This window comes from Novosphingobium sp. B 225, assembly GCF_002198665.1.
In the GTDB taxonomy this organism is placed as follows: Bacteria; Pseudomonadota; Alphaproteobacteria; order Sphingomonadales; family Sphingomonadaceae; genus Novosphingobium.
Map to the genome: position 1 here is coordinate 32477 of NZ_MWLM01000034.1, position 16053 is coordinate 48529.

Here is a 16053-nt window from a genome sequence, read left to right on the forward strand (position 1 = left end):
AGTTCCTTTATTATCGCGGTAGCCGAACCGTTGAAGTTAAGGGCGGCTTCGCCGCAAGCACTCCTCCTCTGCGTCTCTTTTTCTTCTCCGCGTCTCTGCGTGAACCCCTGAAACCCCTCTGCACCACACCCCGTCGCCGCGCACAAAAAGGGCGAGCCCGTTTCCGGACCCGCCCTCTCTCTCGGTGGTGTCATCTCAGTTGCGGCGGTTCTTTTCCGGCGCGACCGAGATGCGCACGGTTTCCCCGGAATTACCCGGGAAATCGGTGAACATCGCCTCAACCAGGTTGGGCACCAGGTAGGGCAGACGGTTGGAAGTGGACGCGGCCTCGGCCTTGCCTTCGAACAGACGCTGGCCATCGGCCTTGCGGTCAATCTTCAATTTGATGCCGCTGGTGAAGACGGTGTAGCTTTCATAGCCCTGATCGAACCACGGATCGTACCAGCCATATCCCCACATGTTCCCGCGATAGGGCGAGTAAAAGCCGCGGCGGCCATAGCCGCCATAGCCAAAGCCGTATCCGGCAAAGCGCGGATAGCCGTACCACGACCCCCAATAGGGATCGGCCATGGCGGTCGAGCGAACCTTTTCACGGCCAGAATCGACCCCGTAATCGAACCGCACAAGCAGGTTGGCCTGTTCCGGGCTGGCCGGTGCATAGCCCAGCTTGGCCATCTGCGCTTCGACCAGCCGCGCATATTGCGAGAATTCGAGACCACCCGCGAGCGCCGGATCATCGGCCACTACGGCAAAGGTCTGTCCCTGCGGCGCGGGCAGCTGGCTGGCAAAGCGCGAGACATTGGCATTGAACGGCGTGGCGCAAGCCGCCAGACCCAGCAGCGCGATCGGAACCAGCGCGGCGCGGAACTTGCCCAGCAAAGAGCGGTTGAACGACATCGACCCAGTATCCCCATTATCCGCCGCCCGAATCGAGCAGACGGTCACAAGCTTAGCATTGCTGGCAATGTCTGCCACAGCGGCTGAATGCGGGTTGAATGGCATGGCTGTCCCACAAGGGGTCAGCCCCGCACCAGCCCCAGCGCGGCATAGGTTGCGGCCAGCGTCGGCGCACCCAGTTCGCGGGCGCGCGCGGCTCCATCAGCCAGCACCGCCTTGAGCGCAGCGCGGTCCTGGCGCAACTGGATGAAGCGGGCGTTGATCGGAGCCAGACTTTCGACCAGCAGCTCGCCCAGCGCGGGCTTGAACGCGCCAAAGCCCTTGCCCTGAAACTCGCCCAGCACCGCCGCTACGCTGGTGCCCGCCATCGCCGCGTAGATGCCGACGAGGTTGGCAGCTTCGGGGCGGCCATCAAGGCCCGCCTTTTCGCTGGGCAGCACTTCGGGGTCGGTCTTGGCCTTTTTCACTTTGGCCATGATCGTATCGGCATCGTCGGTCAGGTTGATCCGGCTCATGTCGCTGGGATCGCTTTTGCTCATCTTGGCGCTGCCGTCGCGCAGGCTCATGATCCGGGCGGCTTCGGGCGGGATGATCGGTTCGGGCAGCGTGAAGACCGGCGCGTCCTCACTTGCAAAATCGTTGTTGAACTTTTGCGCGATGTCGCGTGCCAGTTCCAGATGCTGTTTCTGGTCCTCGCCCACCGGCACGTGGGTGGCCTGATACAGCAACACATCGGCGGCCTGCAGCACGGGGTACGTGAACAGCGCGACCGACTGGCCCTCGCGGTTCTTGCCGGCCTTGTCCTTCCACTGGGTCATGCGGTTCAGCCAGCCCATCCGCGCGGTGCCGCTCAGCAGCCATTGCAGCTCGGCATGGGCGGGAACCTGGGTCTGGTTGAACAGCACCGAACGCTGCGGATCGATCCCGCAGGCGAGCAGTGCGGCGGTCATCTCAAAAGTGTTGTCGGCCAGTTCCGCCGGAACATGCGGCATCGAAATCGCGTGCAGATCGGCCAGGAAATACAGGCTTTGCCCACCGCCGGCGGCGACATCGTCCTGCATCTTCACCCAATTGCGGATCGCCCCCAGGTAGTTGCCAAGGTGGAGATTGCCGGTGGGCTGAATGCCGGAAACGATACGCATGGGGATCTTACTCTACTTCGAGGATTTCATCGTCGGCCTTGGTCCGGGCCGGGCGGCGGCGGCGCAGCTGCGCCAGTACCGACTTGTCAATCGCGCCGACTGCAAAGGCAACCGCGAAAAAAACAGTGCCGCCCGCCGCCACCAGCAGTGCCAGCGACCAGGCGCGGGCAAACCACGATCCGGTATAGTGCGCGGCCAGCTGCGGCGTCAGCCAATAGAGCAGCGCAGCCATGGCAGCGGTTGCGACCAGTTGGCGCGCGATCCGGCTGGCCAGCCGTGTCGTGAAATGGAACCAGCCGCGCCGATGCAGGATCACATAGAGCAGCAGGCAGTTGAGGCTGGCCGAACAAGCGGTTGCCGCCGCCAGCCCGACGATACCCCACTGCCGCACTACCCAGACGTTGAGCACAATGTTGAACACCAGCGAGATCAGCGCAGTCCACACCGGGGTGCGGGTATCCTCACGCGCGAAGAACCCGGGGTTGAGGATCTTGACGATCACATAGGCCGGCAGGCCTGCCACCAGCGCGACCACGATCTGGGCCATGATCGCTCCGTCTGCCGGAGTAAATTTCCCGCCAACGAAAAACGCGGTGCAGAACGCAGGCGCGCAGACCGCCAGCGCGGCGGCGGCGGGCAGGGTCAGCAAGGTGCCGATTTCAAAGGCACTGGCCTGCAGCCGCTGGGCCTCGGCCCCATCGCCAGTGTGGATGTGGCGTGACAGCATCGGCAGGATCGCCGTGCCCAGCGCGATCCCGACAATCCCCAGCGGCATCTGGTTGAGCCGGTCCGCCAGCTTGAGCAAAGTCAGCGAGCCCTGCGGCAGCGCAGTGGCAAAGAACGTGTCGACGAACTGGCTGATCTGGTAGATTCCCGCCCCGAACGTCGCGGGCAGGATCAGCGCGCCCAGCCGCTTGACCTCGGGAGTAAAGCGCGGCGCGGTGACTTTCAGCTTCACGCCAGCGCGGCGGGTTTCCCACCACAGGTACAGGAACTGGCCGATCCCGGACAACGCCACCGCGACGGCCAGCGCCATGGCCACGATCCGGTCATCGCCGTGGGGCCCGCGCAAATGATTGCCGATCAAAAGCCCGGTGATCAGAAAAATGTTGAGCAGGATCGGCGCGAGTGCTGCCGGGCCGAACCGCGAGCGCGCATTGAGCACACCTGCCAGCATCGCCATCAGGCTGATGAAGGTCAGATAGGGAAAGGTCACCCGGCTGAGCAGCACCGCCAGTTCGAACTTGCCCGGAACCTTGGCATATTCGCTCGCCAACGCCCAGACGATCCCGGACATGCCCAGCATGGCGAGGCCGCTGAACGCCAGCAGCACCCAGACGAACACCGACAGGACATCGCCCGCAAATTTGTCCGCCGCTTCCTCGCCGCCGCCTTCTGCAGCGGGGCGGTGCAGTTCGCGGCTGTACATCGGCACGAAAGCGACGCTGAACGCGCCTTCGGCAAACAGGCGGCGGAAAGTATTGGGCAGGGTAAAGGCCAGCTGGAATGCGTCGGCCGCAAGACCAGCGCCCAGCATCCGCGCCAGCAGCATGTCGCGGGCAAAGCCGAACACGCGGCTGATCGCGGTCAGCCCGCCGATCGTGCCGACATTCCGGATCAGGCTCATGCGCGCAGTCCCCCCGTGCTTCGCGCCAGGCCCGGCTGGCTCAGGCCCTGGTTCAGGCTTCCCCGGCCGGAGCCTGGGCGGCCATTTCCGCCTGCTGTGCGGCCAGCTGTTGCAGATAGAGCCCGTTGAAATCGATCGGTTCCAGCAGCAGCGGCGGGAAGCCCGCATCGCGCACCGCATCCGCAATCACGCGGCGGGCAAAGGGGAACAGGATGCGCGGTGCTTCGGCATAGATGAAGGCATGCTGCTGCGCATCGTCCAGATTGCGCATCCCGATCAGCCCGGCATAGGACAGATCGACCAGGAACGCGGTACCCTGTTCACCCTGCGACTTGATCATGACCTTCAGCTCAATCTCGTGCACGTCTTCGCCCACGGGGGTTGCGCCGATGTTGAACTGCACGTCGATCTGGGGAACGTCCTGCCACTGGAAGCTGTGCGGGGCGTTCGGGTTTTCGACCGACAGGTCCTTGACATATTGCGAGATGATCCCGGCCGAAGGCAGGGTGTCTTCCCCGTTGGGAACGGGCGCTCCAAGGCCCAGGTCGGTGATGATGCTGCCTTCGTCGGACATGGTTGCTCTGGCTTTCACAGCTAATGAATGGATCGGCGGCGCGCCTAGCATTGCCGGGGCGGGGCGGCAATCTTTGTTTGGCGGGGCAGGGGTGAGCAGGAAGGGCGTGAACCATTCCGCCGCCCGAACCACACCCAATGGTTCGGATCAAAAAACCACACCCGTCCCAAAAAAAGCACCTGCGGCGTTGTCCACGCGTTGTTCATTTGTGTTTGCTACCTAAATAGCCTTACAAGTGCCGCGTCGCGCGGCGCATGGGACTGACATTACGTGGACAAGACCGTCGAGATCGTCATCATGGCCATGATCGCAGCCTTTCTGGGCCTGCGGCTCTATTCCGTGCTGGGCCGCCGTGCCGAGCATGAGGAAAAGCCGATTCAGGGCCGGATTGAGCCTGAGGCATTGCCGCTCAAACCCGCGCGTCCGGCGCCCGAAGCTGGCAATGCGCCGCGCCAGATGGTGCCCGGCGTGACCCCCGCGATTGAGCGTGGGCTCAAGGAAATCACAGCTGCGGACCGGCAATTTGATCTGCTCGCATTTGTTGAAGGGGCCAAGGGCGCCTACCGCATGGTGCTCGAAGCTTTCTGGGCGGGCGACAAGGACGCGCTGAAAAACCTGTGTGAGCGTGAGGTCTATGACGCCTTCGTTCAGGCGATCGATGAACGCACCGTGCGGGGCGAACGCCTGGAAAACCGGCTGGTGCGGATTGATGACGCAACGGTGGTGGCCGCCAGCTATCAGGCGCCGCTGGCCCGGATCGCAGTGCGCTTTACCGCCGATGTTGCCGCGATCACCCGCAGCGCCGATGGCGTGGTGGTGGCCGGTTCGCTGACCGACGCGGTCGAAGCGCGCGACTTGTGGACGTTCAGCCGCGATACCAACAGCACCGCGCCGGACTGGCTGGTCGACGAGACTGACGAGGCCTGATCCGTGTCGCCGCGTGCGTGCCTTCGCTCGTGCGCGGTGCTGCTGCTTGCCGCCGCACTATCCGCTTGCGGGGTAAAACTGATCCCCGCGCCAAGGCCTCCGGTTGCGCCGGTAGCTGCCACTAGCGCCGCGACCGCCTTGCTGGCCGGGGTAGCCGCCGGGCCGGAACTCGGCAAACTGGGGCTGGACCAGACCGACGCGGCCGGCGCGCTCGCCTCGTTTCGGGAAAGCTGCCCCAAGCTGACCACCCGCACCGACGCCAGCGGGCTGACCCGCGCGGCGGATTGGGCCCCGGCCTGCGCCGCCGCTGCCAAATGGCCGGACGAGGACGCAGCCAGCTTTTTCCCGACCTACCTCGAAAGCGTCCGGGTTGGCACCGGCACTGCCTTTGTTACCGGATATTATGAGCCCGAGATTCCCGGCACCCGCACCCGCCAACCAGGGTTTGATGTGCCGGTCTATCGCCTCCCCGCCGATCTGGTTCGCGCCAAAGTGGGCGATGCCCCGGCCAATCCCAATGGTACCCAGCCGCTGGGGCGTTACGACGCGGATGGCAAATTCGTTCCCTATTTCACCCGTGGCGAGATCGACGACGGGGCCTTGGCGGGCAAAGGGCTGGAAATTGGCTGGGCCTCCGATCCGGTCGAGATGTTCTTCCTCCAGATCCAGGGCTCGGGCCGTTTGCGCGCGCCGGACGGAACAGTGCTGCGGATCGGCTATGCCGGGCAGAACGGCCACCCCTATACCGGGATCGGCGGCGTGATGCGGGCGCGCGGTTTGCTGGGGACCGGGCCGGGGCTCTATTCCGGATCGATGCAGGGGATCATGCAATACGTGCGCGAGCATCCCGAAGACGGCAAGGCGCTGATGCGCGAGAACAAGAGCTTCGTGTTCTTTCGCGAACTGACCGGGGACGGCCCGCTGGGCGCGCTGGGCGTGCCGGTGCGCGGCAAGAGCAGCGTGGCGGTGGACCCCAGCTTCGTGCCCATGGGTGCGCCGGTCTGGCTTGACCTGGACCGCAAGGAAGCAAGCGGCTTGTGGGTGGCCCAGGATACCGGCGGCGCGATCAAGGGTGCCAACCGGTTCGACAGTTTCTGGGGCGCGGGTGACGAAGCGCGCAGCGTGGCCGGCGGGATGACCGGCCGGGGCAGTGCCGTGCTGTTGCTGCCCAAGGGCACGCTCGCCCGCCTCAACCGCCAGTAATGCGCCGCCCGCGCCGCCTTTCGCCGCAGGAAGCACAGCTGTGGGCGCGCGTGGCGGGAACGGTGAAGGCATTGCATCCGGAACGCAAAGATCCTGCCCCGATGGGGGAAGTGGCAGCCCGCAGGGCTGACGGTGGGGGTGTGGAGCCGCCGCCGCGTGCCCCCTCCACCACCCGCTTCGCGGGCGGTCCCCCTCCCCGAAAGGGGGAGGATCGGCTCCGCACTCCCATCCGTCCGCTCGATCGCCACGGGCTTGACGGCGGCTGGGAGAAGAAGCTGGCCAAGGCAGCGGTAACGCCCGATTTCACGCTCGACCTGCACGGCCACGGGCTCGACGCCGCGCATAGCCGGCTCGACCACGGGCTGGCGCAGGCGCTGGCCATGGGCGCGCGGGTGGTGCTGCTGATCACCGGCCGCCCGCGCCCGGTTGAAGCTGCCGACCGCGGCGGGCAACGCGGCGCGATCCGCGCCAAAGTGCTCGACTGGCTCGCCGCCGGCCCCCACGCCAGCAAGATCGCCGCCGTCCGCCCGGCGCACCGCAAGCACGGCGGGGCGGGGGCGCTCTACGTGGTGCTGCGGCGGGGACGGTAACGCAAACAGGGCCCCCCTTGCGGGAGACCCTGTCCGTATCCGATCCGGGAGGGGTGGATCAGAAGTTGACCGAAGCGGTCACATAGACCTGGCGTGGGTTGCCGTAGAAGGCGGTCAGGACGCCTTCCTTGCCCAGCGCCGGGACCAGCGCGCCGCTGGGCAGCGTGGTCAGCGCACCCGTGGTCGCATTGGCGGCCATGAAGGTGTAGCCCGAGGTCTTGTACTTCGTGTTGGCCAGGTTCTTGCCGAACACGCCCAGCGACCAGCGCCCGCCTTCGGCCTTGTAGACCAGGCTGGCGTCGAACAGCTGGTAGGACGGCTGATCGAGATAGGGGTTGGGCACTTCGAACTGATAGGTCTTGCTCTTGAACGACATGCCGCCCGAGGCGGTCAGCGATCCGCCCATCAGGTCCATGGTGTAATCCAGGCTGGCCGCGCCCGACCAGGCCGGAGTGTTCTGCACCTTGCGGAAGGCGGCAACGTCGGTCGGGACCGAAGCGATGTTGGCGATGTACTTGGTGTACTTGGCGTCGATGTAACCCAGCGAACCGGTCAGCGTCAGCGTGCCCGCATCCGACTGGACCAGCTTGGCACGCATTTCCGCTTCGAAGCCCTTCATCCGCGCCTTGCCGGCATTGGACACCACGCCGCAGAAGGTTGCCACGCCGCCCGCATTGCAGGCGACCGAGCCGGGGATCTGGACATCGGTATAGTCCATGTAGAAGCCCGCCAGCGCCAGATAGACGCGCCGGTCAAACAGATCGGCCTTGTAACCCAGTTCGTAGCTGTTGACCTTTTCGGGGCGGAAGCTGAGGAACTTGGCGATCTCGTCCTGGCTCTTCGTGCCATCGTTGTTGAGATCGACTGCATTGATCCCCACGCCGCGCGGATCGAACCCGCCGCCCTTGAACCCTTGCGAGAACGAGGCATAGACCTGCTGTCCCGGGGAAGGCTTGAAGCTGATGCTGGCCTTGGGGGTGAACTTCTTGAATGTGCTCGACCCGCGGAAATTGGTCTGCGCCGCGCCAAAGGCAACGCCCGGGCTGGCGAACACGGGTGAACCGCCGCCCAGATAGTTCTGGCGCAGGATGTACCCGTCACGCTTGTCCCAGGTGTAGCGGCCGCCCAGCGACAGGCTGAGCTGATCGGTCAGGTCATAGGAAAAGTCCGCGAACCCGGCCAGCGTATCGGTGCCGATGTCGGCATTGGTAAAGGCCGCGAATCCGGCGATCGTGGTGTAAAGGCGGCTTTCGAACTGGGTCAGCGCCGTCGCGTTGAGGTAATAGGCCCCGATCAGCCCGTTAAGCTTGCCGGCATTGATCAGGAACTGGACTTCCTGGCTGAACTGGCGGTTCTTGTAGTAACCCGGCACGTCCAGATCGACCGTGGGCAGCGCGTCAAAGTCGATCGGGGTGGCCGAATCGTCCTTGCGGTACGACGAGATCGAGCGGACCGTCAGCCAGTCGCTCGGCTTGCCTTCCAGGAACAGGCTGGCACCCCAGGCCTTGACGTCCTGCTGTGGGAAATTGGCCGCACCGCGCGTGTCATAGACGTTGGACAGCACCGGGGCAGTGGTGAACTGCGCCGGGATCAGGCGGTGCCCGCCGCGCGGCAGTGACTTGTCGCGGGTGTAATCGGCGGACAGGCGGCCGAAGAAATCATCGGCATGCACTTCGATCGTGCCGCGCCCGGCCCAGACGTCCTTGTTATAGTTTTCCAGCCCCGTGGTCAGGTTCTTGCCGAACCCGCCGCGCGACAGGCGGGCGAGCGAGCCGCCGAACCGCAGCGTGCCATCGCCCACCGGAGTGCTGGCGGTCAGCACGCCATCGGCCTGGTCATAGCTGCCATAGGTGGCGCGCGCGCTGACATGCGCGACATCGTCGATCCGCTTGGTCACGTACTTGATCGCGCCGCCCACGGTGTTGCGGCCATAAAGCGTGCCCTGCGGCCCGCGCAGCACTTCGATCCGCTGCACGTCATAGATGTCGAGCACGGCGGCCTGCGGGCGGTTGAGGTACACGTCATCCAGATAGATGCCGACGCCCTGTTCAAACCCCGAAACGGGATCCTGCTGGCCGACGCCGCGGATAAAGGCGGACAGGGTGCTGTTGGTCGCGCGGCTGGCTTCCAGCGTGACGTTGGGGACGGTTTCGGCCAGCGCGGTGATGTCGCCCGCGCCCTTGGCGGCCAGCTGATCGCCCGACAGCGCGGTGATCGCGATCGGCACGTCGACCAGGCTTTCCTCGCGCCGCCGCGCGGTAACCACGATCGCGCCGTCATCTTCGGACACGGCATCGGCGGCCTGCGCATAAGCGGGCAGGGCATAGCAGGAAGCCAGCGCGCTGGCGGCAAGCGAAGTGCGGGCAAGCAAGGTTGCGATACGCATAAGGGTAACTCTCCCATCAAAACACGGTGGCCCCGGGGCGCATTGCGCGCGAATCCGATCAGGCACTGCGCGGCCTTATATAAAAGTTGAACCAACTTTCAACTTCTCTATGCTTGCATGCGGATGCCGAAAGGGTGATTGGTGGCAAAACGTGACAAGTCGGCAACAGTGGGGGTCGGCTCAGGGGACCGGACAATGGATGCTGTGGCAGCACCAAAAGTGATGCGCGAACCCCGCACCGAACGCGGCCGCCGCACCCAGCGCGCGATCCTTGATGCGGCGGCGGCGGAATTTGGCGAAAAGGGCTTTCACGAAAGCTCGATCGTTTCGATCACGATCCGCGCGGGCGTGGCACTGGGCAGTTTCTACACCTATTTCGAATCGAAAGAGGCGCTGTTCAAGGCCTTGGTGCAGGACATGTCTTGCCGGGTGCGCGATCATGTCGCCCCGGTGCTTGCGCGGCACGGCGGCGGAGCGATCGGCGCCGAAGGCATTGCACTCGCCGCGTTCCTCGACTTTGCGCGCCAGCACAAGGAAATCTACCGGATCATCGACGAAGCCGAATTCGTCGCCCCGGAAGACTGGCGCGCGCACTATCTGAACACGGCCGCGCGCATTCTGGAGCGCCTGCAAGCGGCGCACGCGAAGGGCGAGCTGGGGGTTGAACCCAGCGAGGTCCACGCCTGGGCGATCATGGGGATGAACGTGTTCCTGGGGCTGCGGTTTGGCGTGATGGACGGCATTGCCGACCTTGCCGAAGTGGCGGCGGCTGCCAATGCGTTGTTGAAGGATGGGTTGGGGTAGGGGGGCGAGCTCTTTACCCCTCCGTCATTCGCTATGCGAATGCCACCTCCCCATTTGCACTTCGTGAAAATGGGAAGGACCTTAAGGTGGCGCATCAGATCCTTCCCATTTTTGGCGACTGCCACAAATGGGGAGGTGGCATTTGCGCAGCAAATGACGGAGGGGTTTTCCGCCCTCGCGTCCTTCTCCCATGGCTGGAATCGAACGCGATCCGAACCAGTCACACACCACTTTCCTACATCGTCAAAATATGGCTTAACCTGCCAGATGACCCAGTCGCCTCCCCAAGCCGATCCGGCCCGCCAAGCCCTGATCCGGAAAGTCACAGATGCGGCGCATAAAAGCGCGCGGCACAGCTTTGGTAAAATTCAGCAAAAACAAATGAATAGCATCCGGTTTCGCCTCCAAAACCCCGCCAAAAGTCACACATTTTCACCCCCCGTTCGGTGTCCACCACCGGCGCGGCGCACAATCGCCGATGACTTTGTCTGCCCGCCCCGCTAAGCGCTCCGCCCATGTCCAATCGCCGCACCTTTGCCATCATCTCGCACCCCGACGCGGGCAAGACCACGCTGACCGAGAAGCTCCTGCTGCAAGGCGGGGCGATCCATCTGGCGGGTGAGGTCAAGGCGCGCGGGGCGGCGCGGCGGGCGCGGTCGGACTGGATGAAGATCGAGCAGCAGCGCGGGATCTCGGTCACCTCCAGCGTGATGACGTTCGAACGGCAGGGCATCACCTTCAACCTGCTCGACACCCCGGGGCACGAGGACTTTTCCGAAGACACCTATCGCACCCTGACTGCGGTCGATTCGGCGATCATGGTGATCGACGCCGCCAAAGGGATCGAGCCGCAGACCCGCAAGCTGTTCGAGGTCTGCCGCCTGCGCTCGGTGCCGATCATCACGTTCGTCAACAAGGTTGACCGCGAAGGGCGGTCGGTGTTCGAAACGCTGGACGAGGTGGCCGATGCGCTCGCGCTTGATGTGGTCCCGATGTCGTGGCCGATCGGGCTGGGCGGCGAGTTCAAGGGTGTGCTCGATTTCGCCACCGGCAAGATCGCCCGCCCCGAAGGCGACAGCCGCGAATTTCTGGGCAAGGTCACCTCGGCTGAAGACATCCCGGCCGAGATCGCGGACGAGATCGAACTGGCGCAGGGCGGCTATCCCACGTTCGATCTGGAAGCCTATCGCCACGGGGATATGACCCCGGTGTACTTCGGATCAGCGCTCAAGAACTTCGGCGTGGCCGAACTGATCGATGCGATCGCCAAATTCGCGCCCCCGCCGCGCCCGCAGCCGAGCGAGCAAGGGACGGTTCAGCCGGACAACAAGGAAGTGACCGGCTTCATCTTCAAGGTTCAGGCCAATATGGACCCCCAGCACCGTGACCGGATCGCCTTCATGCGGCTGGTTTCGGGCACCTTCAAGCGCGGCATGAAGCTGATCCCTTCGGCCTTGGGCAAGCCGGTGGCGATCCATTCGCCGATCCTGTTCTTTGCGCAGGACCGCGAACTGGCCGACACTGCCGAGCCGGGCGACATCATCGGCATTCCCAACCACGGCACGCTGCGGGTGGGCGATACGCTGAGCGAGACCAACAAGGTCCGCTTTACCGGCCTGCCGAACTTCGCGCCCGAAATCCTGCGCCGGGTCGCGCTGAAGGACCCGACCAAGACCAAGCAGCTGCGCAAGGCGCTGGATGACCTGTCCGAAGAAGGCGTGATCCAGGTGTTCTATCCAGAGCTGGGCGGGCAGTGGATCGTCGGCGTGGTCGGCCAGCTGCAGCTCGACGTGCTGATCAGTCGGCTGGAAGCCGAGTACAAGGTTGCGGCCATGCTCGAGGCGAGCCCGTTTGATACCGCCCGCTGGATCAAGGGCAGTGATGCGGCGCTGCGCCAGTTCGCGGACATCAACAAGTCGAACCTGGCGAGGGACCGCGATGGCGATCCGGTGTTCATGGCCCGCAGCGCCTGGGACGTGGGCTATCAGCAGGAACGCAATCCGGAGCTGACTTTCAGCGCGACCAAGGAGCGGTAGGCATGGACTTCACCGATCACATCACCCCCGAACACGAGGCAATGATTGCGCGGCAGGCGATCTTTTTCGTCGCCACCGCCGCCGCCGACGCGCGGATCAACCTCAGCCCCAAGGGGCTCGACGGGACTTTCAAGGTGCTGGGGCCGAACCGGGTCGCCTATCTCGACCTCGGCGGATCGGGCAATGAAACCCACGCGCATCTTGCCGCTGACGGACGCATCACCGTGATGATGTGCAATTTCGAACAGCCTGCGCTGATCCTGCGGCTTTACGGCCGGGGCAAGCCGGTGCTGCCGCAGGACGCGGAGTGGGACGCGCTGGCGGCGCAGTTCACCCTGCTGCCCGGCACCCGCCAGATCTTCGACATTGCGGTGGAGAGCGTCCAGACCAGCTGCGGTTGGGGGGTGCCGGTGATGCACCTCGACAAGCACCGCGAGACCCTGCCCAAATATCACGCCCAGCAGGACCCGGAGGTGTGGGAAAAGAAGGTCGCGGGCCGGACCCGCAGCATCGACGGGCTGCCGACCCGCGCCTCTGATCGCTACATCGCCGGGAGCTGATGCAGCTCACTTTCGCCAGCTACAACATCCACAAGGCTGTCGGGCTTGACCGGCGGCGCGATCCGGAACGGATCGTGGCGGTGCTGCGCGAGATCGACGCCGATGTGATCGCCCTGCAAGAGGCGGACCGGCGGATCGGGAACCGCGAAAGCGTGCTCCCGCGCCAGTTGCTGGAGGACTATAGCCCCTGGCGCGCCGTGCCGTTGGGGCACCGGCCCGACAGTCTCGGCTGGCACGGCAACGCCTTGCTGGTGCGGCGCGGGATCGCGGTGGCCGAAGCGGGGATCGTGCCACTGCCCACGCTTGAGCCGCGCGGCGCGGTGCGCGCGGATCTGGTGGTGGCTGGGCAGCGGATCAGGGTGGTGGGGATGCACCTTGACCTGTCGGGCCTGCGCCGCCGCCAGCAGGTCCGCGCGGTGCTCGCCCACCTGGCGCGCTGCGCGGTGCCATGCCCGGTCGTGGTGATGGGCGATTGCAACGAATGGGGCGTGCGCCACGCCAGCGGCGGCGGGGCGCTGGGAGAGTTTCATGCGCCGTGGCGGCTGCTCGATTGCGGCCGCTCCTTCCCCTCGCGCCGCCCGGTCGCGCGGCTTGACCGGATCGTGGTGTCGCCGGGCTGGCAGGTGGTGGAAGCCGGGGTACACCACAGCGCCCTGGCCGCGCGCGGATCGGATCATCTGCCAGTCTTTGCCCGGCTGGAGCTGCCTGAAATTTAGGCACATGCCCGTGAATCGGGCAGATTCCCGTGCCTGCTGACGGGAAGCCCGGCTTTGTTTGCGTTGAAAACGCGGGCTAATCCGGTTCTGGCACAGCCCTTGCGACAACCCCTGCGCCGGGATGGTCCCGGCCTAGAGTCAGGGGATCGGCATGAAATTCATCATCGCGATCATCAAGCCGTTCAAGCTTGACGAGGTGCGTGACGCCCTCGGCGCCCTCGGCGTCGCGGGGATGACCGTGACCGAGGTCAAGGGCTTCGGACGGCAAAAGGGTCAGACCGAGATTTACCGCGGGGCGGAATATTCCACCAACATGCTGCCCAAGGTGAAAATCGAAGTCGCTACTTCGGACGACCTTGCCAGTCAGGTTGTCGAATCCATCCAGCAAGCCGCCAGCACCGACGCGATCGGGGACGGCAAGATCTTCGTGCTCGATCTCGCATCGGCCACCCGCATCCGCACCGGCGAAACCGGGGACACTGCGCTGTGAGCGCGGGCAACAGGAGGGATACACAGATGTTTCGCAAGCTACTTTGCGGCGCCGGGGCAGCGGGAGCAGCGCTCCTCGCCTCAACCGCCGCCTTCGCTGCCGATGGGCCAATCAAGGCGCCGACGGTTGAACAGATGGCCACCATGGTCAACAAGGGCGACACCGCCTGGATGCTCGTTTCCTCGGTCCTGGTGCTGATGATGAGCATTCCTGCACTGGCCCTGTTCTATGGCGGCCTGGTGCGCACCAAGAACATGCTGAGCGTGCTGATGCAGGTCTTCATGATCGTCAGCATTGCCGCATTGGTCTGGGTTGGCTGGGGCTATACGATGTCCTTCACCAGCACCAATTCGTTCGCCCCCAGCTTTGTTGGCGGGTTCGACAAGGCGTTTCTCAAGGGCGTGACGGCCAGCACTTATGCCGCGACCTTCTCGAACAACGTCTACCTGCCCGAATTCGTCTTCGTCATTTTCCAGATGACTTTCGCCTGCATCACACCGGCGCTGATCGTCGGGGCCTTTGCCGAACGCGTGAAGTTCTGGCCGCTGATGCTGTTCATGGTGCTGTGGCTCACGATCGTCTATTTCCCGATGGCGCACATGGTGTGGTACTGGGCCGGGCCTGACTTCCTGGCTGATGCGCCGACCGATGCCGGTTATCTGTGGGGCAAGGGCGCGCTGGACTTTGCTGGCGGCACTGTGGTCCACATCAATGCCGGGATCGCTGGCTTGGTGGGCTGCCTGATGATCGGCAAGCGCGTGGGCTTTGGCCGCGAAGCCACCCCGCCGCACTCGCTGACCATGACCATGATCGGTGCCTCGCTGCTGTGGGTGGGCTGGTTCGGCTTCAACGCCGGGTCCAACCTGGAGGCCAATGGCGTAACCGCAGTGGCCTTCATCAACACCTTCGTTGCCACGGCTGCCGCTGCGGTCAGCTGGTCGCTGGTTGAACAGGTCCACCACGGCAAGCCTTCGATGCTGGGCGCTGCAACGGGTGCGGTGGCCGGGCTGGTGGCGATCACTCCCGCCTCGGGCTTTGCTGCTCCGATGACCTCGATCCTGCTGGGTCTGATCGTGTCGCCGATCTGCTATCTCTTCGTCAGCACGGTGAAGAACAAGCTGAAGTACGACGATACGCTTGACGTGTTCGGCGTGCACTGCATCGGCGGGATCGTCGGGGCGCTGGCCACTGCGGTGGTCGCCGATCCGGCGCTCGGCGGGCAGGGCTTCTTCGATTACACCCAGTTCCCGATGGTGGCCGGCACTTATGACATGGCGGCCCAGTTCAAGACCCAGGTCATCGCAGTGGTGCTGACCCTGCTCTACTCGGGCGGTGTCTCGGCAATCCTCTACTTCATCGTCGACAAGCTGTTCGGCCTGCGTCCCACCGAGGATGCCGAGCGCGAAGGCCTCGACCTCAACGAACACGGGGAACGCGCCTACAACTACTAAGGCGTTCCTCTACCAAGCTTGGCGGGATCGGGGATCTCCTCCTCTCCTCCCTCTCCGGTCTCGCCAACCCATGTTCCTCCTGCGAACAACACCTATCAAGGGCCGGAGCCAGCCGCTCCGGCCCCTTTTTTGTGTTAAACCAGCGATGACCGGGCTAACGAGGCCGGCAATCTGGGACGAGGAGGGCGCGAGCGTGGGCAAGCTTTCTATTCGGCGTGCCGAACGTGCAGACGTTGCTGCAATCGCCGCACTTTTGCGCGACGATCCGCTTGGATCCACCCGCGAAACCGACAGCATCAGCGTCTACGAACAAGCATTCGACGAACTGGATTGTGACTCGAACCAGTTGTTGTGTGTGGTTGCGGATCAGTCCCAGGTGATCGGGACGATGCAAGTCACAATCATTTCCGGGCTTGCCCGCGCTGGTGCCCGTCGTGGTCTGATCGAAGCGGTTCGTATCGCCAGCCATCGACGCAGCGAAGGGATTGGCGAAGCCATGTTCCAGTGGGCAATCAACTATTGCCGCGAACGAGGCTGTGCGTTGGTGCAGCTCACTACCGACAAATCACGGCCAGATGCGCATCGCTTTTATGACCGCATTGGGTTCAGCCCGACTCACATTGGCTACAAGCTGGAACTGTAGGGAGCAC

The 16053-nt window shown here is 64.4% G+C and carries 15 protein-coding genes; 10 read left to right on the top strand and 5 right to left on the bottom strand.

Going from position 1 to position 16053, the window contains the following annotated elements; all coding sequences use genetic code 11:
- Positions 1-195: 195 nt before the first annotated feature.
- From MNBBLIKP_RS05090 to secB, 4 genes are all read right to left on the bottom strand, one after another.
- Positions 196-897 (bottom strand): DUF4136 domain-containing protein, encoded by a 702-nt coding sequence (locus MNBBLIKP_RS05090; protein ID WP_088308309.1) that lies wholly within the window; start codon positions 895-897, stop codon positions 196-198.
- A 122-nt stretch (positions 898-1019) separates the two neighbouring features.
- The gene (gene trpS / locus MNBBLIKP_RS05095) at positions 1020-2039 is read right to left on the bottom strand and encodes a tryptophan--tRNA ligase (RefSeq protein ID WP_088308127.1); all 1020 of its coding nucleotides are present in this window, start codon (positions 2037-2039) and stop codon (positions 1020-1022) included.
- Positions 2040-2046: 7 nt separating this feature from the next.
- Positions 2047-3666, bottom strand: coding sequence for a murein biosynthesis integral membrane protein MurJ (murJ, locus tag MNBBLIKP_RS05100; protein ID WP_088308129.1), 1620 nt, complete (start codon positions 3664-3666; stop codon positions 2047-2049).
- A 52-nt stretch (positions 3667-3718) separates the two neighbouring features.
- A complete protein-coding gene (gene secB, locus MNBBLIKP_RS05105; protein WP_088308131.1) occupies positions 3719-4240 on the bottom strand; it encodes a protein-export chaperone SecB in 522 nt (173 codons plus the stop codon).
- A gap of 270 nt (positions 4241-4510) precedes the next feature.
- On the opposite strand from secB, the gene MNBBLIKP_RS05110 reads away from it, so the two are divergent.
- Genes MNBBLIKP_RS05110 through MNBBLIKP_RS05120 form a run of 3 tightly spaced genes read left to right on the top strand, consistent with a single transcriptional unit; the run spans position 4511 to position 6960 of the window.
- Positions 4511-5167 (top strand): Tim44/TimA family putative adaptor protein, encoded by a 657-nt coding sequence (locus MNBBLIKP_RS05110; protein WP_254912916.1) that lies wholly within the window; start codon positions 4511-4513, stop codon positions 5165-5167.
- A 36-nt stretch (positions 5168-5203) separates the two neighbouring features.
- Positions 5204-6370 (top strand): murein transglycosylase A, encoded by a 1167-nt coding sequence (gene mltA, locus MNBBLIKP_RS05115; RefSeq protein ID WP_088308133.1) that lies wholly within the window; start codon positions 5204-5206, stop codon positions 6368-6370.
- Positions 6370-6960: a Smr/MutS family protein gene (locus MNBBLIKP_RS05120; protein WP_088308135.1), complete on the top strand. Its 591-nt coding sequence runs from the start codon at positions 6370-6372 to the stop codon at positions 6958-6960. Before mltA ends, MNBBLIKP_RS05120 begins: the two co-directional genes overlap by 1 nt.
- Before the next feature lie 58 nt (positions 6961-7018).
- On the opposite strand, the gene MNBBLIKP_RS05125 is transcribed toward MNBBLIKP_RS05120, so the two are convergent.
- On the bottom strand, positions 7019-9346 hold the full coding sequence (locus tag MNBBLIKP_RS05125) for a TonB-dependent receptor (RefSeq protein WP_088308137.1): 2328 nt from the start codon (positions 9344-9346) through the stop codon (positions 7019-7021).
- Between the two features lie 195 nt (positions 9347-9541).
- On the opposite strand from MNBBLIKP_RS05125, the gene MNBBLIKP_RS05130 reads away from it, so the two are divergent.
- The 7 genes from MNBBLIKP_RS05130 (at position 9542) to MNBBLIKP_RS05160 (ending at position 16046) form a co-directional block, all read left to right on the top strand.
- A complete protein-coding gene (locus MNBBLIKP_RS05130) occupies positions 9542-10150 on the top strand; it encodes a TetR/AcrR family transcriptional regulator (protein ID WP_088308139.1) in 609 nt (202 codons plus the stop codon).
- A 515-nt stretch (positions 10151-10665) separates the two neighbouring features.
- Positions 10666-12186: a peptide chain release factor 3 gene (locus tag MNBBLIKP_RS05135; RefSeq protein ID WP_088308141.1), complete on the top strand. Its 1521-nt coding sequence runs from the start codon at positions 10666-10668 to the stop codon at positions 12184-12186.
- Positions 12187-12188: 2 nt separating this feature from the next.
- Positions 12189-12746: a pyridoxamine 5'-phosphate oxidase family protein gene (locus MNBBLIKP_RS05140; protein ID WP_088308143.1), complete on the top strand. Its 558-nt coding sequence runs from the start codon at positions 12189-12191 to the stop codon at positions 12744-12746.
- The gene (locus MNBBLIKP_RS05145) at positions 12746-13462 is read left to right on the top strand and encodes an endonuclease/exonuclease/phosphatase family protein (RefSeq protein WP_088308145.1); all 717 of its coding nucleotides are present in this window, start codon (positions 12746-12748) and stop codon (positions 13460-13462) included. Before MNBBLIKP_RS05140 ends, MNBBLIKP_RS05145 begins: the two co-directional genes overlap by 1 nt.
- A gap of 151 nt (positions 13463-13613) precedes the next feature.
- Entirely contained in the window at positions 13614-13952 is a 339-nt protein-coding gene (locus MNBBLIKP_RS05150; protein ID WP_088308147.1) for a P-II family nitrogen regulator, read from the top strand.
- A 26-nt stretch (positions 13953-13978) separates the two neighbouring features.
- The gene (locus MNBBLIKP_RS05155; RefSeq protein ID WP_088308149.1) at positions 13979-15403 is read left to right on the top strand and encodes an ammonium transporter; all 1425 of its coding nucleotides are present in this window, start codon (positions 13979-13981) and stop codon (positions 15401-15403) included.
- A gap of 193 nt (positions 15404-15596) precedes the next feature.
- Positions 15597-16046, top strand: coding sequence for a GNAT family N-acetyltransferase (locus MNBBLIKP_RS05160; RefSeq protein WP_217896652.1), 450 nt, complete (start codon positions 15597-15599; stop codon positions 16044-16046).
- Positions 16047-16053: the final 7 nt, after the last annotated feature.